This window comes from Staphylococcus pseudoxylosus, assembly GCF_044794325.1.
Lineage (GTDB): Bacteria > Bacillota > Bacilli > Staphylococcales > Staphylococcaceae > Staphylococcus > Staphylococcus pseudoxylosus.
Genome location: NZ_CP085024.1, coordinates 278,226 through 297,437 on the forward strand (window position 1 = coordinate 278,226; position 19,212 = coordinate 297,437).

The following is a 19,212-nucleotide window of genomic DNA, read 5'->3' on the forward strand; positions in this document are numbered from 1 at the left end:
TCCTATTTGTTCAAATGTTTTTTAACACCTGGAATGATTTCATTACCAATGAGTTCTATATTTTTCATTATTTTATCGAAAGGTACGCCACCGAAATCAATTTGAGCCATAAATCTCTGATGATTATAAAGTTCATGTTGGTAAAGTATTTTTTCAATGATTTGTTGTGGGCTTCCAACCATTAAGGCATCTCTATAATCTGGTGCATTAGCAAATTGTTGTTTTGGATATCCAGCACCTCTTATAAATGACATACCAACATTAAGGTGAGGGTAATATTCTTTTAATGCTAATTGTGTAGTTTCAGCAGTATAGAATAAACTAGCAGTAGAAACTGGTAACGATTGGGCTGAAGTATCGAAACCATGTTCTTTTGCAGTTAATCGATATTCATCTATTGAATCTTTAAATGTCATTGCGGGCCCACCTAATGTTGTAATCATCATTGGGATACCTTGGCGTCCTGCTTTAATCGCACTTGCTGCAGGTCCGCCAACAGCACGCCAAATTGGTAGTTCATCGTCTATCGGTCTTGGGAATATTTTCATATTATTTAAATCTGGTCTAAATTTACCAGACCAAGTGATTTTATCAGTCTTATTCAACTCTAACAGTAAATTTAATTTTTCTTCATATAGCTCATCATAATTATTTAAATCTAAACCAAATAAATCAAAGATACCTGTACGAGAAGCTCTACCTGCTACTATTTCTGCTCGTCCATGTGATATTAGGTCTAATGTTGCAAAATCTTCAAATATTCTAACTGGATCTGCTGCGCTTATAATTGAAGAAGAACTAGATATTTTAATTGTATTAGTTGCTTGGGCAATAGCACCTAATACAACTGTATGTGCTTGTGTAGTAAAATGCTCTTGGTGACTTTCGCCAACACCGAATACATCTATACCTGCTTGTTCTGCTAATTGACTTGCCTCGATTAATTCTTGTATGCGTTGTTCATAACTTACCTTTTCACCGTTATGAGGGTTGAGTAGGTGATCTCCCAGTGAATAAAGTCCAAATTCTAATGGAGTATTTTCATTCATTTTTAAAATAGCCATATATCATCATCCTTTATAAATCGTGTAATTGTGATTCAATTTGAGTACGTTGATCTTCCATGAAATCTGGTAAATTGAGTTGTTTACCCAAATTCTCAATAGCTGTGTCTACTGTGAAACCAGGGGATTCTGTTGCAAATTCATACATAATGCTATTATGTCGGTAGTATAATGATTTGAAAAAGTAGCGATCAATAATACCACTATTATTTCCAGGGTTTTGATTAACTGTTGCTAAAATAGCTTCTAAATTTGAATCTTTGGGTGTGTTTACAGCTATGTGGTGCACATAGCCTTGACCTGGTCTAGCGCGTTGTCCTTGTTGTTCGACAATCATAAAGTCTGAGTATAAGCCAGTTTCATCCAAAGTCATAACTGTTTCATCTGTATCCTGTCTCTGGGTATAGCGCAATTCATGTTGTAAAAAATCAACAGTTTTTTGAGTATCTCGTAGCCTTAATTCGACAGGTCCCATACCTAAAATTTGATATTCAATAGGAATATCTGAGTATGGGTTTTTGCGCCATGATTTTGGTAAATTATAATGATTGTTAGCAATTAATATAATCTCTAAATCATCTGGATCTTTAAATAATAAGGCATGTTGGTTTAAATATGTCATATTTGTTGTATCTATATTGTTATCTTCTAATCGAGATTGAAAATAAGTTAAAGATGGTTTATCAGGAACTAATAAACCGATACGATGAATGGAATTTGTACCAGGACGATTTTTCCCTAGATTAGGTATCTCAAAAAAGCTTAACAATGTTCCCGCAGAACCAATTTCATCTCCGAAAAATAGATGATACATCGTAGGATTATCTTGGTTTACAGATTTTTCTACTAAACGTAATCCTAAAATTTGAGTATAAAAATCTTTATTTATTTGTGCATCTTTTGTATACATTGAAATGTGGTGATGGCCAATGATATTCATATAGCGCCCCCCCGTAGATTTGATAGTTACTATTGTATTAATTATTACCTGCTTAGAGTATATATAAACGATTGGTATAAAAAATATACTTGTTAGCAATAATATATACCTTGTTTAACAGAAAATCAATACCTAGCATTTGCACACTACTATTCATTAATTATAAATTAATTTTACTTCATAAAAAGACACGAAACTATTAAAGTTTCGTGTCTTTTTAAATTATTCATTGTTTTTAAATTCTAAATAATAAAGGCTGAATTCTAAGTCGTTTTTTAAATGGTCTTCGAGTAACGTGACAGCCAAATTAATATCTCTGTCATAAAGCGCTGAAACAATGGCCTTGTGTTCTTCTATTAAGCCGGGGCGACGTTTGTTAATTACAGTTTGGCTAAATAAATAAATGAAACTCTTATATTTCTGATATGTATCTAGAATAAATTGGTTATTAGTAGCAGCGATAATTTTTTGATGGAATTTGTCATTGATTTCAATGATTTTAGCTTCATCCTCGACTTCAATATCTATCTCTGTATAACTTTTTAATTCTTCTAAATCTGATGTTGTATAAACAATCGCAGCTTTTTTTAATGCGTGTGTTTCTAATAAAATACGCATTTCAAATATTTGTCTGTATTCTTCACTGGTTGGTATAAAAATATAAGCATTTTTAATAAAGTATTCTAGTTCTAGTTGCTTTAATGCTTCGCGAATTGGAGTTCGACTTACCTCATACTTCTTTGCAAGTTTAGCTTCTGTAATTTTCTCATCTTTTTTAAAACTACCAGAAATAATATCATTTCTTATTCTTTGATAAATTGTTAATTCATTATTATTCAATTAACTCACCTCATTACAATAAGTGTACTATAAAAAAAATAGTAATAAAATGTATACATTTTAACAAGTTTGGTATACAATATCTGTTGTAAACGTTTTCAGGAAGGGTGTTAATTATGAAAGTAGGATTTATAGGTTTAGGAATTATGGGGAAACCAATGGTAGAAAATTTATTAAAAGCGAACGTAACTGTTCTTGTTAATGATTTAAATAAAGAAGCAGAAAATGAAGTAGTGATGCAAGGTGCAAGTGCTGTTTCAGTACAACAAATGGCTCAACAAGCTGATTATGTTATTACATCGTTACCAAATGGTGCGATAGTAAAGGCTGTTTTATATAGTGGCGAAGATGCAATAGTTAAACAAACTGATATTAAAGTAAAAGCTGTTATTGATACTAGTTCTCTTACGCCAAATGAATCATTAGAAATAAGTAAAGTACTAGAAACAAAACAAATTAAATATATGGATGCTCCTGTAAGTGGAGGAGAACCTTTAGCGATAACAGGTGAATTATCAGTAATGATTGGTTGTGCAGAAACTGATTTACCAGAAGTTCAAAAAGTTCTATCACCTATTGCTACATCAGTTATAAGAGTCGGAGATGTTGGTGCTGGTAGCGTAGTAAAATTAGCAAATCAAATTATAGTTAACACTAACATTGCTGCACTTTCTGAAGCTGTAGTATTAGCGAAAAAATTCGATATAGATTTAGCAAATATGTATAAAGCAATTAAAGGTGGGCTAGCAGGTTCTAGTGTAATGGATGATAAGTTTCCAAAAATGATTGAAGAAGATTATCGACCAGGGGGAACGCTAAATATAAACTTAAAAGATATGAAAAACGTGAGTTCAACAGCTGATACAGTCGGACTTACATTGCCTATAGCAAATCAAGTGAAAGAAATATACAAATCAGAAGTTGCACATGGTAATGGTATGAATGATCATTCAGGCGTTATAAAATACTTTGAAAATATAAATAATATGTAGGTGAGAATATGTTAACTGAGCGTTTAATAAATATAACGAAGCAAGATGTTATTTCAAAAAAACTTAGTAATTTTAAATATAAAATTATCGTTCTAGATGACGACCCAACTGGTACTCAAACAGTAAAAGACTTACCAGTATATACAGAATGGTCAGAATCTTTAATTGAAGATGGTTTTAAGCAAAAGAATCATATGTTTTATATATTGACGAATTCTAGAGCATTAAATGAACAAGAAACCACACAACTACATCAAGAAATTAGTCGTAATATCGCACGAGTTTCGCAACGATTAGATCATCCATACATTATAATAAGTAGAGGAGATTCAACATTAAGAGGCCATTTTTATTTAGAACCGAAAGTCTTGAGCGAAGCTTCAGATGAACAATTTGACGGAGTATTTTATATACCGGCGTTCTTCGAGGGAAAACGTTACACATTTGATGGTATCCATTATTTAAAAGAAGGCAACGCATATATGCCTGTGTCTGAAAGTGAATTTGCAAATGACACTACATTCGGATTCAGTAGTAGAACGATGGCAAGTTTTATTGAAGAGAAAAGTAACGGAGAAATTAATGCTGATGACGTAAAACATATTCGTTTATCACAAATAAGAGAACGTGATGCCCAATCAATTAATGAAGTGCTTAACAGTATCTCAAATTTTGATGTTGTGATCGTCGATGCATTAAATGATGAAGATATGGATTATTTTGTTGCATGTTTAACCGCATTTTTAGAAAGTAATGATAAAAAATTCATGTTTAGAACAGCAGCGTCATTTGTTAAGGCTATGTGCGAAACGCCTGGAGAGATTATTAACTTAAATCATTATAGTGATCAAACGAATGGTGGACTTATGATTGTAGGATCACATGTTAAAAAAACTTCATTACAACTACAACATTTATTAACAAATACTGATATTGCAGCCATTGAGTTTGATGTAAAAGCAGTCACTACAAATGATTTACAAACGTACATAAGTCAACAGATAGCAAAGGTGACATCACTTATTCAATCGGGAAGAGATGTCGTTGTATATACTTCAAGAGATGTAATAAAAACAGAAGATTTAACGAATAATTTAAGTATTTCTACGAATATTTCCAATGCATTGGTTGGTATTGTACAAGGCTTGAAAGTAAAACCAAGATTCGTTATTGCTAAAGGTGGTATTACTTCCAGTGATGTTGCCACTAAAGGACTGAATATTAAAAAGGCACTCGTTATCGGTCAAATAACACAAGGTGTACCAGTTTGGCTAACAGGGGAAGAAGCAAAATATAGTCAAATGCCTTATGTTATTTTCCCGGGAAATATTGGAGATGAAGATACGCTAACGACTGTATATAAAATGAATACGAAAGAGATATAGAAAGTAGGGGAAGAACATGATGGGAGAATTTTGGCCATTAGTTGCTGTTGTGATGGGTGTACTCATATTATTAATGTTAATTATGTGGTTTAAACTTAACACATTTATTGCGCTAATTATCACTTCAATGGTAACCGGTATTTTACTAGGAATGCCTTTAGATACAATAGTAACCACTATTGAAAAAGGTATGGGGGATACATTAGGACATATTGCTATTATTTTTGGTTTAGGATCAATATTAGGTAAGTTGCTGTCAGATGGCGGTGGCGCTACACGTATTGCTGATACATTAATCAATGTGTTTGGTAAGAAATATGTGACATGGGCAATGATTATCGCGTCATTTATTATTGGGATATCGCTATTCTTAGAAGTAGCATTTGTATTATTGATTCCTTTAGTATTTACATTAGCTAAAAGGATGCAGATTTCAAATTTAACAGTTGGTCTTCCGATGGCAACTTCTATAGCAGTAACACATGGTTTTTTGCCACCACATCCGGGACCAGTTGCAATTTCAGAAGCGATAAATGCTAATATTGGCCATGTATTGATGTATGGCGTTATTATCGGTATACCTTTAGCAATTATTGTTGGAGGTATTTTTCCAAAAATTGCACATAAATTAACACCTGAAGCTTTTAAAAGAAAAGGAAATCAAGCAGCTGTAGGTGAGTTTAAAGTGTTTGAAAACAAGGATTTACCAAGTTTTGGTATGAGTTTGCTCACGGCACTTGCACCAGTTATCTTAATGCTACTAGCTACAATTGTACAGTTAATCACTGGTAATGAAGACGGAAAAGCAAGTGGGTTCGAAGGATTTATCTACTTTATTGGAACCTCTGTAACTGCGATGTTAATTGCCGTATTATTTGCAATTTATTCTATGGGAATTAGAAGAAAACAGAGTATGAAACAGATTATGGATACCGTTTCGAATGCTATTACCCCCATTGCAATGCTTATTCTTATCATAGGTGGCGGTGGAACATTTAAACAGATACTAATTGATGGTGGTGTAGGTGACACAATTTCAGAGATATTTAAAGGTACTGAAATGTCACCACTTATCCTTGCATGGCTTGCTGCGGCGTTATTACGTACAGCATTAGGTTCAACAACAGTGGCAGCAATTTCGTCGGTAGGTATAGTTTTACCATTATTGCAGTCATCTGATGTAAACATTTCATTAGTTGTTTTAGCTATCGGAGCTGGGAGCATTTTCTGCTCACATGTGAATGATGCAGGATTTTGGATGTTTAAAGAATATTTTGGTTTAACCATGAAGGAAACATTTTTAACGTGGACCTTATTAGAATCTATCTTATCAATTGTAGGTTTAGGATTGATTTTAATTGTGAATTTCATCGTATAAAAATGAATTGGAGTGAGTATTCTCAATCAAGTTTGGTTGGAATCTCACTCCTTTTTATTATAAAAAGTGGTCAAGTCAGTTGCAAAGTACCATCTTCCATATGATATACACGATCACAAAATGATGTTAAACGCTCATCATGAGTCACAACAATACAAGTTTTATTGTGTTGAACGGTTTGTTCTTTCAATATATGCATTACTTCCATAGCGTTATCTGTATCTAAAGAAGCGGTCGGTTCATCTGCTAATATGAGCGAAGGTTTTGTGTATAATGCTTTAGCAATAGCGACACGTTGCTTTTGTCCACCAGATATTTCACTTGGTAATTTGTTTTCTATCATTTTGAGATTAAGTTGTTCCATAAGTTGCGCATATTCATTTGATGTTAGAACGTCTTTTTTTTGTTTTTGTAATAATTTAAATTGTTGCTTTACCGTTAAAAAAGGAACAAGATTCGTTGCTTGTAGAATGAAACCTATTTCTTGCATACGTGTATCCGATAATGCTTTTTGGTTCATTTGTGAAATGTTTTTATTATTGATGATTATTTCACCAGATGTAGGCGTCTGCAATGCACCTGCCATTGTTAAGAATGTACTTTTTCCAGAACCAGAAGGTCCTATAATAGCGATAAGTTCATTTTTATCAAAATTAACTGTCGTAGGTTTGACAGCTTCAATGGTTTGGTTACCATCTTTAAAGTATTTGGTTACATCTTTAAATTCTAGCATTTAATACCTCCTTATTAACTAATCGCTTTGAGCGGGTCAACTTTTCTAATTGTTAAAATCGAGAAGAGGCTTCCTATAAGTGAAACCACGATAAGCACAATGCCATAGACTGTTAGTGTGGCAAAACTAAATTTAATTGGAACCGCATCAGGTAAAAAGAAACCAGTAATTATAGTAAGTACAAGACCTATAATTGTACCAATGACTGCAATGATAAAAGTTTGTGACAATACTACTTTAGCAAGGTAAGCATTTGTAAAACCTTGTGCTTTTAAAACACCAAAGAGATTTGTTTTTTGTAATGTAATGACATATAAAAAAATAGCTATGACTGTTGCAGAAATTATGAATAAAAATGTAATCATAAAGTTTAATGTTAGGTTTTGTGCTTGATAACCAGGTAAATTTTCAATAAATTTCTCAATTTCAATGGCTTCTAAGTCGTTATCTAAAGACTTTTGCTTCCACTTTTTATCTTTGACAATTACAGCATTTGTTTTATCTTCTATTAATGATGGATTGATATTTTGAATAGTCTTATTATTTGAGAATAGTACAGGAGAAGCATTATATTTTGCACTTTCACTAAATCCAACAATTTTTAACTTTTCGTCTGATTGTGATAATGACAATTTGTCACCTAATTTGAAACCTTTATCTTTCAATGTTTTATCCGCAACGACATCATTTTCACTTTTAAATTTTTGTCCTTCTAGGATTTTAGGGAGTAAGAAAGTGTTAGATGTAACTCCGAAAAGTAATGCATTTTCTTCTTGTTTACCATTTGAAACAATGACTCCAGTTTGTTTTAATGTCGTTTGTTGCTTGTAAGTATTTGTTACTTTGGATTTATTGAAGATAGATTGTTCCACAGTCTGGTTTGCATCGCTATTCAATATAATTGCATCAGCTTTCCATTTATCAATTCCTTCTCTATTCATATTCATCAAGCCACTTGCTAAACCTGATAATAGAAAAAGGAGATAACTAATCATAATTAAAACACCTATGATTAGACTGAATTTCAATTTATTTCTTTTTATTTCATTCCATGCTAAAAACATATGTAACCGCCTTTTCAATTAAAATAATCAGCCCATTAAAAAGCACCCATTATATGTATATTTATCTTCATATAATAAGTGCTAGTTCAATAATTAATCAAATTTTACTATTTCAGGTTGATCTAACTCATTATCATTCATAATTTTTATAGTGTTAGGTAAGATTTTTAATACGCATAGTTCTGGGTCTTCACTATTATCAAAGAAAGATTTGTCTTGACGTTTCCATAGCCAATCAATTGTTTCCTGATCTTGTACTATAGATAATGTTGCTTCAATTTCTAAGTAGCTTCTGTTATTGGTATCGTCATAGCCTAATAATATATGTGCTTTAGGGTTTGATTGGATTTCATCTATTTTAATAGAATTAATATTTGTTTTGGTATATAAGATATTACCATCATTGTAAAACACCATGTATCTACTATTGGGCACATTATTATGTGCTGTAGATAATATGCCGATTCTTGACATGTTCAAAATTTCATTAATTTTATTTGATACTTTAGAATTACTCATTGAATATATCACCTCACACATACTAATTCCCTATTTTTATTATATTAAAAGCATAAATCTCATTTTCGATCACAAAAAATGTACGATGATCTGTTTTTTAGGACTAGCATACATAGTTATTCTAACAACATCATAAAGGCTAATATAATTAAGCATAATGACATGAAAATCTTATAGACAGTATTATATTTTAGTAATGTTTTTTTGAAACAAAGCCCTAAAAATGCCCATGCAATAGCACCAGAAACACCTATTAGAGCGATGGTAACTGTATAGCTCATGGAAGCAAAAATTGTCATATTTTGTGTAGTGACATAGGTGACAATTGCTGTTAGTACATAAACGATAGTCTTAGGATTCATGTATTGAAGAAATAATCCATCACGTAAGTGATAAGTGTGACTCAAGTTAGCGTCTTTGTGATTATGTTTAAAAACTGTATAAGCTAGATATAATAAATAAACAAATCCTACTAATTTTATAATGAAAATGAAACTTGTGAAATAAATTGTCATAAACTCACTAAAAATAAGACATAGCAATGATAGTGTTAAGAAGCCCAAACCAATTCCAATTAAGAATTTTAATGTACCTCTAATACCTAATCGTAAGGCACCATCCAAAGCTAATAAATTATTGGGCCCAGGCGTATAGCTCATGAAAAATGTATAAATTATAAAAGATATAAACAAATTGCATTCTCCTCGCAGTATCCTTTATTATGGAAATATAGCAGTGATAATTCCTATACAAAGGATTTATCCTTTTAAAAGGATTTTATATCCGTTTTATAGTAAAGTCAATATAAAAAGGGGCAGTTATGATGGAATTCCATAAAATTGTGGCAAAAAATATTTATTTATATAGAAAGAAAAATAAAATTAGTCTGGAAAAATTATCAAAACTCACTGGGGTGAGTACATCTTCACTAAATGAGATAGAAAAAGGAAATACAATTCCATCTATTAATACTGTTTGGAAGATTAGTAACGGGCTGAAATTGTCGTTTAGTAGCCTTATGAGTGAAGCAGAATCTGATTATATACAAGTGAAAAAGGAAGATATTGTGCCAGTAACAGAAAATGAAGGGAAATATAGGGTATATCCTTACTTTCCATTTGAAAAAAGTAAGTCATTTGAATTCTTCTATGTTGAATTAGATCCCGGTGCAACTTTAAATTCTGAACCACATTTAGCGGGCTCCGAAGAATCAATTATCCTTATTGAAGGTCAATTAGAAATGCATTTAGAAAATGAAGTGATTACCTTAAAAGAAAGAGATGCGTTGAGATTTAAATCTGATATTGCTCATAGTTATATTAATAATGGGAACGATATTACACTCGTTTCAATGGTTATAGATTACAAGTAAAAAGAGTAGTGGCGTAACGCAATTATTTTAGCGATAAGTGGTTTTATTGCCGTATTTAGCACAAGGTAAAGCGTTATGAAAGTATTTTTATATTACAAAACCGTCATTTCATGAGTTTATTTTATATATCTTGTCTCATTTTATTACTGAATATAACTTGGGGGCGTTTAATTTTAACGCCACTTAAATATTACGGTAGAATGTCATTAACAAATTATATAGGTCAAACTTTAATCATATACTTATTAATTTTAATATTTGATTGAGAGCAGTGGCGTTTACTTCACACATTATGGATTTGTTTGATGATTTATATAGTTCAAATAATTTCAAGTATGGTATGGCTAAAATATTTTAAATTGAGGTCTTTAGAATATATTTGGAAATTAGCAAATTACATGAAGTGGCTTAACATGCCAAAGTAAAAGTTAAGATTTGTAGTTGGAATATACATTATCAAAAAAGAGCGTTAAACCGCGTAGTTTTGAGTTCATAAAACATATATTTGTAAATATGCATGTTTTTACAGGATATGATCCGAATCTTTATTCTTTCGCTTATACTATTTCCCAGGACATTATCAAGGTGCAAAATTTCATAAAAATAAAATAACCGTCAACTTCTATATGCTTTCATAATAGAAATTGACGGTTATTTTTTATTCAGAGTTCATTTGTCACATGTTAAATATTGTAACTGAATATACATTGAATCAATACTTTAAATTCAATGAATTTATTTTAGTAACAAATTATTTGTGAACTAGCAGAATTTTATATTACGTATTCTTATGAAAATTTTGTTCATTTCTTGCTTTATTTATCCAAAAATCAGCATTGGGAACTTCTTCGTTTGTAGGACGATATACAGCTAATCTACCGGAACCTTTTTCTTTTTTCTGCTTTTCAAAATCTTTAAGTGCATGAAAAGCAGGTCTGAATAGAATCCATATAGCTATGATGTTTAACCATGCCATCAAACCGACACCTAAGTCTCCCATATCCCAAGCGGCATCTGCTGTTTTTAAAGTTCCAAATGCAGTTGCAATAATTAACATACAGCGAGTCAAAGTGATATAAAAATTTGATTTTTTAGGGGTCATTTTACGCGTTAGATATGCCATATTTGTTTCAGAAATGTATGAATATGCCAATATTGTAGTAAATGCAAAGAAAAATAAAGCAATAGCTATAAAGTATGAGCCAAAACCAGCAAAATTGGGATCAAAATGGTAGTCAGATCCTTGAAATGCTTTATCAATACCAGATTGAACATACATCGCTGTGCCAGAATAATCTCTTGAGCCATCTGCATTCTGTACATAAATACCGTTATCTTCTATTAAATTCGGGGACCCATGTATATTTTTGGTACCATCTGTTGTGTTAAAAGTACCTGACATTAGAATAATTAATGCAGTTGCGGTACATACAAATAATGTATCTATGTAGGCAGAGAATGCTTGGACAAGTCCTTGTTTAGCTGGATGGGATACTTCAGCTGCCGCAGCTGCATGAGGGCCTGTACCTTGTCCAGCTTCATTAGAATAAAGCCCTCTTTTTACACCAATTTCAATCATTGCACCGACTATACCACCAAATGTTGATTGTAGTCCAAGTGCAGATTTAAATATAAGTGCAAACAATGCTGGCACTTCTCCTAAATTCAGGCAAATAATTATAACAGCTAACAAGATATACGCAATAGCCATAAATGGAACCACTGTCGTAGCCATACTAGCAATGCGTTTAATGCCACCAAATATTATAAGCGCAAGAAGTATAATTAGAAAAATTGTTACAATCCATTTTGGAATATTAAAAGCACTATGCAAAGAAGTTGCAATTGCATTGGATTGGACACCTGGCATTAAAAAACCTATAGATATTACTGTAATACCGGCAAATACTAGCGCGAATATCTTACCAAATTTGCCACCTATACCTTTCTCTATATAGAAAGCAGGTCCACCTCTGTATTCTCCGTTTTCTTTCTGCTTATAGATTTGAGCTAATGTGGATTCTACAAACGCTGTACTAGCGCCAATTAATGCAGTAACCCACATCCAAAATACTGCACCAGGCCCACCTATAAAAATTGCTGCAGACACACCGACAATATTCCCAGTACCAACTCTGCCGGCAAGAGATAGGGATATTGCTTGAAAGCTAGAAATACCCTGTGGAGATTTTTCACCTTTAAATAATAAACGAATCATTTCTTTAAATTGTCTGATTTGCGCAAAACGAGACATGATTGAAAATAGTAATCCAGTAATTAATAACCCAAAGACGAGCGGTGGGCTCCAAATGATTTTATCTAAAAAACTAATGATTTCTGAAAGCAAAATAATTCTCCTAACATAATGAATTCACACTAATTTGTAAGCGTTTCCACCGATTCTACACTTTTGAAAAATCTTAGCAAGTCTACATATTAAATTGTTAATTGTTTAATTCATTAAATTATTAAAATTATTTTCAAATGTTTATAAAAACGAAAACAATAGTGATATGATGTAAATAGATTTGAAGATTGTGTAAGGTTTTGTATTTAATTGCTTTTCAATTAATGGGATATAGGGGCATATATATGGATTTATTTATTATACTTAGTTTGTTCGCGGTATTTATAGGTGGACTGGTAAGAACCTATTTTGGCTTTGGAGAAGCACTCATAAGTATGCCGTTACTAGCACTGATAGGGTTAGAAACACATACAGCAATATCTGTCGTTGGTTTGGCTGGTTTATTTGTAGCAAGTTTAAATATATTTTCTGATTATAGAAATATAAAATATAAAGTTTTATTTATTATGTTAGTAGGTAGTTTAGTTGGTATACCTATAGGTATTTGGATTTTAAGATATTTTAATACTAATATTGTGCAAATGATGTTAGGCGGATTTTTAATTATTTATGGTACATATGCATTAAGTAGGTATTTGTTTTTAAATAATCGTATACGAATTGTTTTAAAATCTAACATATGGTCTGGTATTACAGGCATTGTTTCTGGAATCTTAGGTAGTCTATATAACTCTCATGGTGTTCCAGTTGTGATTTACGGCACCTTATCAAATTGGCATATCAAAGATTTTAGAAGTACAATTCAAGCACACTTTTTCTTAACAGCAATATTTGTAGTTATGGGACAAGGATTTGGTGGTATATGGACAGAACAAACAGTTCCTTTATTTTTAATGTCATTACCTTGTCTAATTATTTCAGTGATAATAGGGAAGTATTTATCTAAGTTAACGTCTTATCATCATTTTGAAAAATGGCTATATCTATTTATCGTTATATTGGGAGCGTTAATATTAATAACTTAAAAAAGAATAAAGTATGATGCTCCTCCTCATTATTGAATCATAATAAATAAAATCGCTTTAAAGTACTATTTCACTATAGGCACTTTAAAGCGATTTTATTATAAAAATATAAAGCATTATTTAATTTTATTTGAGTTAGCATTTATTCTTTTATTTAAAAGTACAAAGAATAAAATAAAGGCAATGGAAATCATTATGTGGCCTAAACCTGCGATACCTGCTATTGCTGGGCTAACACTAAAGCCTTTGATTGTCGCAATACCATTAACATATTGCATGGCTACTGTTACTAAAATACCTAAATGGAAAATATAGAAAAAGCTGTTAAATAATTTACTATTTTTAGTTAATTTCAATTGGTATTCAATAACCATAAAAATTAAGAACATAATTGTACCTAAAACAAGTAAGTGTGTATGCGTAACATTTAATTGAGAATAACCACTAAAATTTTCGCCTTTAGACATTTCACGGTAAAAAAGGCCACTTAACATACCTAGTAGCGTATAGAATGCTGAACTAAACATTAATTTTTTCATTTTTTCGACCTCCAATTTGTTAATAACTGTAATATAACTGGCTTATATGAACTCTATATGAACAAAGATAAAAATATTAAGCCCATATAGTTGCTGTATGCAGTTATTAAAAAATAGGAAACAAAGAAAAGGAATTGTGTCTCAACTATATTATTAATATTAGAAATTGTTTCAAGGATTCTATAATTAATGATTATTTTCATAAAATCTTTAAAGTCTATAGGAGTTTGTATCGAATGATGGTAATGAAATATACGACGTTACTTCATAATCATGAAGCGAAGAGGGATAATGTGATTAGTAAAATGTGTAGTTCATCGTTACCTCCATTTATCAGATAATGATGTAGCCTAAGCAATCAAGTAATGTAAATTGATTGCTTAAGCTTATTTTAAAAGTTAACAGTATTTTAAATTTTTTGTTGTGCTAGTAAGAGTGGATAAATTGTATCAAGTGTAGGGGTCTTTAAACCATACAATCGTGCTTTGTTATATAAAAAACCTTGAATTCCTTCAATCTCTAGTGGCTTGTTTTCTAAAACATCGTAATACATACTCGTCCCCATTTCATTAGGGTAACCTTCATAAATTGCCATAATTTCAGTTACGATTTGTTCTTCAAAAAGTACATTTTCAAATTTAGCAATTTCAATACCTTCGCGTAATAAATTCTCGCATAGATTTTTAATGCCTGGGACAGTTAATACAGAAGCGGTAGAACGACTCAAAGCAGTTACGCTATTGATAGCTAAGTTCACAAGCAGTTTATACCAAATTGCTGCTTCTATATCATCAGTTAGGTGAATATCTAGTGGTGTATTTTCGAGTTCTTTGCGTAATGCTTTTGTTTGAGGTGTATTCTTTAAGATTAATTTATGATCACGAAAGTGAGTCACTTTATCATTCTCTTTTTGACCGCTAATATACACAACAGCTTGATAAACGAATGGATGTTTAAATTTTGATAATTGGCCATAACCATTTTGAGCTAAAATAATAATACTATCTTTATGTAACAAGTGATCTAATTCAGTTAAGACTTTTGGCAGGTGATGTATCTTTACAGCAATAAATATAACGTCAAATTTTTTATCACAGTCACTTAATGCAGTTACAGTTAATTGATGGGCCTCGGTTGAATTTCCATTAACAAAGAAATCAAGTGTTTGATCGCGACGACCTAATAATTTCAAGTTTGGTTGATTATGTTGAAGATCATACGCAATTGTGGTGCCTACTGCGCCAGGGCCAATAATAGCGAAATTACTCATGTTATTTTATTTCCTTTTCTAGAAAGTTTAGTTAGTATATGTATGACAATATAAATATATCAAATTGTGGAGTTGATTTTAATTGAAAACATTGAGTCAGTTACAAGCATATAAAGAGCGTAAAGAAAAAATTTCAATGATAACAGCTTATGATTACCCAAGTGCGAAACAAGCTGAAGCGGCACAGATAGATATCATATTAGTTGGAGACTCGTTAGGAATGACAGTTTTGGGTTACGACAGTACAGTACAGGTAACTGTCGAAGATATGATACATCATGCAAAAGCAGTGCGTCGTGGCGCACCTGACACTTATGTAGTTGTCGATGTGCCATTTGGTGGCGTAGGTATTACTGAACAATATGATTTAGAAATAGCAGTCAAATTATACCAGCAGACCAATGCCAATGCGATTAAAGCAGAAGGGGCGCATCTAACAAACTATATTGAAAATTGTAGTCGTATGGGGATACCAGTCGTGTCACATTTAGGACTTACGCCACAAAGTGTAGGTATTACAGGATATAAAATGCAGGCCAGTAACAAAGAAGCGGCACAACAACTTCTGAATGATGCACATGCAGTACAACAGGCTGGCGCAGTCATGTTAGTGTTAGAAGCGGTGCCAGCAGATTTAGCATCAGAAATCTCAAACCAACTAGATATTCCTGTAATAGGTATAGGAGCAGGTAAAGATACGGACGGACAAGTATTGGTTTACCATGATTTATTAAATTATGGTGTTAAGCATAAAGCGAAATTTGTAAAACAATATGGAGATTTTTCAGTTGGTGTTGATGCATTGATTGCATACAACAACGAAGTGAAATCTAGCCAGTTTCCTGATGAAAATCATACTTATAAAAAACGCGTAATGGATGAGGATACAAAATGACTAAAATAATCACGAGTATTAAAGAAATGAGACAGATTACAAAGGAACTACAACGTCAAGGTAATGCTATTGGTTTTGTACCTACTATGGGGGCATTACATGATGGTCATTTAAAGATGATTGCTCAATCTGTTGAAGAAAATGATGTAACTGTGATTAGTATTTTTGTTAATCCTTTACAATTTGGACCAAATGAAGATTTAGCATCATATCCAAGAGATATTGATGGAGACGCAATTAAAGCACAAACAGTAAACGTTGATTATATATTTCATCCAAGCGAGAAGGAAATGTATCCAGAAAAACCGACCATTGAAGTGAAAGCAGGCCGTCTTGCTACAGTGTTAGAAGGTGCTGAGAGACCAGGACATTTTGATGGGGTAGTTACTGTTGTAAATAAATTATTTAATATTGTGCGTCCCGATAAAGCTTATTTTGGTAAGAAAGATGCACAGCAGCTAGCTATCGTTGAAAAAATGGTAGAAGATTTCAATCATCCAATTAAAATTATTGGTGTAGATATTGTAAGAGAAGAAGATGGATTAGCCAAAAGTTCACGTAATATATATTTAACAGAACATGAACGTTCAGAAGCGGCATATTTATATAAGAGTCTTTGTTTAGCACAATCAATGTATGAACAAGGAGAGAGAGACAGTAAAAAGTTAATTGAAAAAACACGTAAATATATTGAAAAGCATACCACTGGTAACATTGAAACAGTGGCTATTTATAGCTATCCACAACTCATTAAACAAGAACAAATAAAAGGGAAAATATTCCTCTCATTAGCAGTTAAATTTAGCAAAGCGCGTTTGATAGATAACATCATTATAGGTGATTAATTAGCATGCTATAAACAATACGCTTAATGCAATTTAACAGAAATTAATCTTATCGTAATATACATTTTACATTTCGACAGTGTTGTTTTATCATATGCTATGAGAGATATATATCGAGAAGCAAATTTATGATATTAAGATAGTGTTATAGGGTATGAATACATTAGGAAAAGAATAATTAGTATCTTATAAAATAAAAAACATTATAGATTGCTATTAAAAAGTGATAATTGAAAGGTGGAAACATAATGAGTGAATCAAACTCTAAAGACGTTATTTTAATTGGCGCGGGTGTTTTAAGTACAACATTCGGGACAATGTTAAAAGAACTTGCACCAGATTGGAATATTAAACTTTTTGAAAGACTCGACAAACCTGCTATAGAAAGTTCAAATGAGCGTCATAATGCTGGTACTGGACATGCCGCATTATGTGAATTAAATTATACAGTTGAACAAAAAGATGGCTCAATCGATGTAGAAAAAGCTAAAGAAATAAATGAACAATTTGAGATTTCAAAACAATTTTGGTCTCACTTAGTAAAAAGTAAACAAATTGCGAACCCACAAGAATTTATTCGCCCTTTACCACATATTAGCTTTGTACAAGGGGATAAAAACGTAAACTTCTTGAAAAGACGTTATGAGGCATTAGCGCCATTATCAATGTTTAAAGGTATCGAATTTACTGAAGACCATGGAAAATTAAGAGAGTGGATGCCATTGATGATGGAGGGTCGTGACCCAAATGAAACAGTTGCGGCTAGTAAGATTGACGAAGGTACAGATGTAAACTTTGGTGAACTTACTAGAAAGATGGCTAAAAATTTAGGCGAACATGAAAATGCACAGCTTTTCTATAAACATGAAGTGCAAGACTTTAGCCGTCGTAAAGATGGTAAATGGGAAGTTAAAATTAAAGACTTAAAAACTAAAAAAGTAGAACATCATATTACAGATTATCTATTTATCGGTGCTGGTGGTGCAGCGATTCCGTTATTACAAAAAACTGGCATCCCAGAAAGCAAACATTTAGGTGGTTTCCCAATTACAGGTGAATTCTTAGTATGTAATAATCCTGAAGTTGTAGCTAAACATGAAGTGAAAGCTTACGGTAAAGAACCAGAAGGCACACCACCAATGACTGTACCTCATTTAGATAGACGTTATATTCAAGATGAAAATTCATTATTATTCGGACCATTTGCTGCAATCGGACCAAAATTCTTGAAAAATGGTTCTAACTTGGATTTATTCAAATCCATTAACCCAAGTAATGTGATTACGATGTTATCAGCAGCTGCTAAGAACTTCCCATTAATTAAATATTCAATTCAAGAAGTATTAGCTAAAAAAGAAGATAGAATGAAAGAATTACGTCGATTTGTTCCTGATGCTAAAGATGAAGATTGGGACATCTTACAAGCTGGTAAACGTGTTCAAGTTATTAAAGACACTAAAGAACATGGTAGAGGATTTATTCAATTTGGTACAGAGGTTGTTAATTCTAAAGATCATTCCGTTATCGCATTATTAGGTGAATCACCAGGTGCTTCAACATCAGTATCTGTTGCTCTAGAAGTTATTGAAAGAAACTTCCCAGGTCAACTTAAACAGTGGGAGCCAAAATTGAAAGAAATGATTCCATCTTATGGTAAATCATTGATTGAAGACTATGCGTTATTGAAAGAAATACGTCAAGCTAATGATTCAGAGCTTCAATTAAACAATAAATAATAAAATTACTTTAACCTCGAAACATAAAAATGTTTCGAGGTTTTTGTTTTGAATTATATTAATGCATCCAATGTTGTTGAAATGAATTTTATAAAAATAAATTTTTCATACTAACTATATAATTATTTTAACTGCTATAGAAAATATTTGGATATTTATCGATACTATGAAAAATATTAATTACTATAATTATTTTAATATTTAAACTATTACTGAGATACTTTACATTGCGCGCTATTGAAAATATAATTAATAGTGACTCGCATTACTCACAAAATAATTGATTAAATGCAAGAAAATTAATATA

Annotated in this window: 18 protein-coding genes and 1 pseudogene; 9 read left to right on the plus strand and 10 right to left on the minus strand. The window is 31.8% G+C overall.

Translation table 11 applies throughout. The features are described from left to right. Nucleotides 1-2: 2 nt before the first annotated feature. The 3 genes from LG295_RS01215 to LG295_RS01225 all read right to left on the minus strand — a co-directional run bounded on the left by LG295_RS01215 (nucleotide 3) and on the right by LG295_RS01225 (nucleotide 2,844). The gene (locus LG295_RS01215) at nucleotides 3-1,064 is read right to left on the minus strand and encodes an LLM class flavin-dependent oxidoreductase (protein WP_107557578.1); all 1,062 of its coding nucleotides are present in this window, start codon (nucleotides 1,062-1,064) and stop codon (nucleotides 3-5) included. Nucleotides 1,065-1,077: 13 nt separating this feature from the next. Beyond that, nucleotides 1,078-2,004, minus strand: coding sequence for a VOC family protein (locus LG295_RS01220; protein ID WP_326020995.1), 927 nt, complete (start codon nucleotides 2,002-2,004; stop codon nucleotides 1,078-1,080). Nucleotides 2,005-2,226: 222 nt separating this feature from the next. After that, complete coding sequence (locus LG295_RS01225; RefSeq protein WP_325999305.1) at nucleotides 2,227-2,844, minus strand: GntR family transcriptional regulator; 618 nt, start codon at nucleotides 2,842-2,844, stop codon at nucleotides 2,227-2,229. A 116-nt stretch (nucleotides 2,845-2,960) separates the two neighbouring features. Here LG295_RS01225 and LG295_RS01230 point away from each other — a divergent pair, with 116 nt between their 5' ends. Genes LG295_RS01230 through LG295_RS01240 form a run of 3 tightly spaced genes read left to right on the plus strand, consistent with a single transcriptional unit; the run spans nucleotide 2,961 to nucleotide 6,599 of the window. Further along, nucleotides 2,961-3,836: an NAD(P)-binding domain-containing protein gene (locus LG295_RS01230; protein ID WP_107531569.1), complete on the plus strand. Its 876-nt coding sequence runs from the start codon at nucleotides 2,961-2,963 to the stop codon at nucleotides 3,834-3,836. An 8-nt stretch (nucleotides 3,837-3,844) separates the two neighbouring features. Next, complete coding sequence (locus tag LG295_RS01235) at nucleotides 3,845-5,221, plus strand: four-carbon acid sugar kinase family protein (RefSeq protein WP_107531568.1); 1,377 nt, start codon at nucleotides 3,845-3,847, stop codon at nucleotides 5,219-5,221. Between the two features lie 16 nt (nucleotides 5,222-5,237). Then, nucleotides 5,238-6,599: a gluconate:H+ symporter gene (locus tag LG295_RS01240; RefSeq protein WP_107531567.1), complete on the plus strand. Its 1,362-nt coding sequence runs from the start codon at nucleotides 5,238-5,240 to the stop codon at nucleotides 6,597-6,599. 70 nt (nucleotides 6,600-6,669) lie between these two features. Here LG295_RS01240 and LG295_RS01245 read toward each other — a convergent pair whose 3' ends face one another. The 4 genes from LG295_RS01245 to LG295_RS01260 form a co-directional block, all read right to left on the minus strand. Next, the gene (locus tag LG295_RS01245; RefSeq protein WP_107531566.1) at nucleotides 6,670-7,332 is read right to left on the minus strand and encodes an ABC transporter ATP-binding protein; all 663 of its coding nucleotides are present in this window, start codon (nucleotides 7,330-7,332) and stop codon (nucleotides 6,670-6,672) included. Nucleotides 7,333-7,346: 14 nt separating this feature from the next. Next, nucleotides 7,347-8,396 (minus strand): FtsX-like permease family protein, encoded by a 1,050-nt coding sequence (locus LG295_RS01250; RefSeq protein ID WP_326020996.1) that lies wholly within the window; start codon nucleotides 8,394-8,396, stop codon nucleotides 7,347-7,349. A 93-nt stretch (nucleotides 8,397-8,489) separates the two neighbouring features. Continuing rightward, nucleotides 8,490-8,915: a pyridoxamine 5'-phosphate oxidase family protein gene (locus LG295_RS01255; RefSeq protein ID WP_107531564.1), complete on the minus strand. Its 426-nt coding sequence runs from the start codon at nucleotides 8,913-8,915 to the stop codon at nucleotides 8,490-8,492. A 116-nt stretch (nucleotides 8,916-9,031) separates the two neighbouring features. Next, a complete protein-coding gene (locus tag LG295_RS01260) occupies nucleotides 9,032-9,574 on the minus strand; it encodes a LysE family transporter (protein WP_404476183.1) in 543 nt (180 codons plus the stop codon). Nucleotides 9,575-9,738: 164 nt separating this feature from the next. On the opposite strand from LG295_RS01260, the gene LG295_RS01265 reads away from it, so the two are divergent. Together LG295_RS01265 and LG295_RS01270 are read left to right on the plus strand one after the other, a co-directional pair. Next, nucleotides 9,739-10,287: a helix-turn-helix domain-containing protein gene (locus LG295_RS01265; RefSeq protein WP_107531562.1), complete on the plus strand. Its 549-nt coding sequence runs from the start codon at nucleotides 9,739-9,741 to the stop codon at nucleotides 10,285-10,287. A gap of 89 nt (nucleotides 10,288-10,376) precedes the next feature. Continuing rightward, nucleotides 10,377-10,712, plus strand: a pseudogene (locus tag LG295_RS01270) (DUF418 domain-containing protein). 353 nt (nucleotides 10,713-11,065) lie between these two features. Here the strand turns inward: LG295_RS01270 and LG295_RS01275 are convergent. Then, nucleotides 11,066-12,634: an alanine/glycine:cation symporter family protein gene (locus tag LG295_RS01275; RefSeq protein ID WP_404476186.1), complete on the minus strand. Its 1,569-nt coding sequence runs from the start codon at nucleotides 12,632-12,634 to the stop codon at nucleotides 11,066-11,068. 245 nt (nucleotides 12,635-12,879) lie between these two features. Between LG295_RS01275 and LG295_RS01280 the strand changes: the two genes are divergently transcribed. Next, nucleotides 12,880-13,620: a sulfite exporter TauE/SafE family protein gene (locus LG295_RS01280; RefSeq protein WP_326020998.1), complete on the plus strand. Its 741-nt coding sequence runs from the start codon at nucleotides 12,880-12,882 to the stop codon at nucleotides 13,618-13,620. Between the two features lie 116 nt (nucleotides 13,621-13,736). Here the strand turns inward: LG295_RS01280 and LG295_RS01285 are convergent, their stop codons facing one another. After that, nucleotides 13,737-14,159: a DUF2871 domain-containing protein gene (locus LG295_RS01285; protein ID WP_326021000.1), complete on the minus strand. Its 423-nt coding sequence runs from the start codon at nucleotides 14,157-14,159 to the stop codon at nucleotides 13,737-13,739. Nucleotides 14,160-14,568: 409 nt separating this feature from the next. Continuing rightward, nucleotides 14,569-15,429 carry an oxidoreductase gene (locus tag LG295_RS01290; protein ID WP_107557592.1) on the minus strand — a complete coding sequence of 287 codons (861 nt, stop codon included), beginning with the start codon at nucleotides 15,427-15,429 and terminating at the stop codon, nucleotides 14,569-14,571. Between the two features lie 82 nt (nucleotides 15,430-15,511). Here LG295_RS01290 and panB point away from each other — a divergent pair, with 82 nt between their 5' ends. The 3 genes from panB to mqo all read left to right on the plus strand — a co-directional run bounded on the left by panB (nucleotide 15,512) and on the right by mqo (nucleotide 18,905). After that, nucleotides 15,512-16,324: a 3-methyl-2-oxobutanoate hydroxymethyltransferase gene (gene panB / locus LG295_RS01295; RefSeq protein ID WP_326021002.1), complete on the plus strand. Its 813-nt coding sequence runs from the start codon at nucleotides 15,512-15,514 to the stop codon at nucleotides 16,322-16,324. Further along, a complete protein-coding gene (gene panC / locus LG295_RS01300) occupies nucleotides 16,321-17,169 on the plus strand; it encodes a pantoate--beta-alanine ligase (RefSeq protein ID WP_047171734.1) in 849 nt (282 codons plus the stop codon). Before panB ends, panC begins: the two co-directional genes overlap by 4 nt. A gap of 248 nt (nucleotides 17,170-17,417) precedes the next feature. Continuing rightward, entirely contained in the window at nucleotides 17,418-18,905 is a 1,488-nt protein-coding gene (gene mqo, locus LG295_RS01305) for a malate dehydrogenase (quinone) (protein ID WP_069796083.1), read from the plus strand. Nucleotides 18,906-19,212 lie beyond the last annotated feature (307 nt).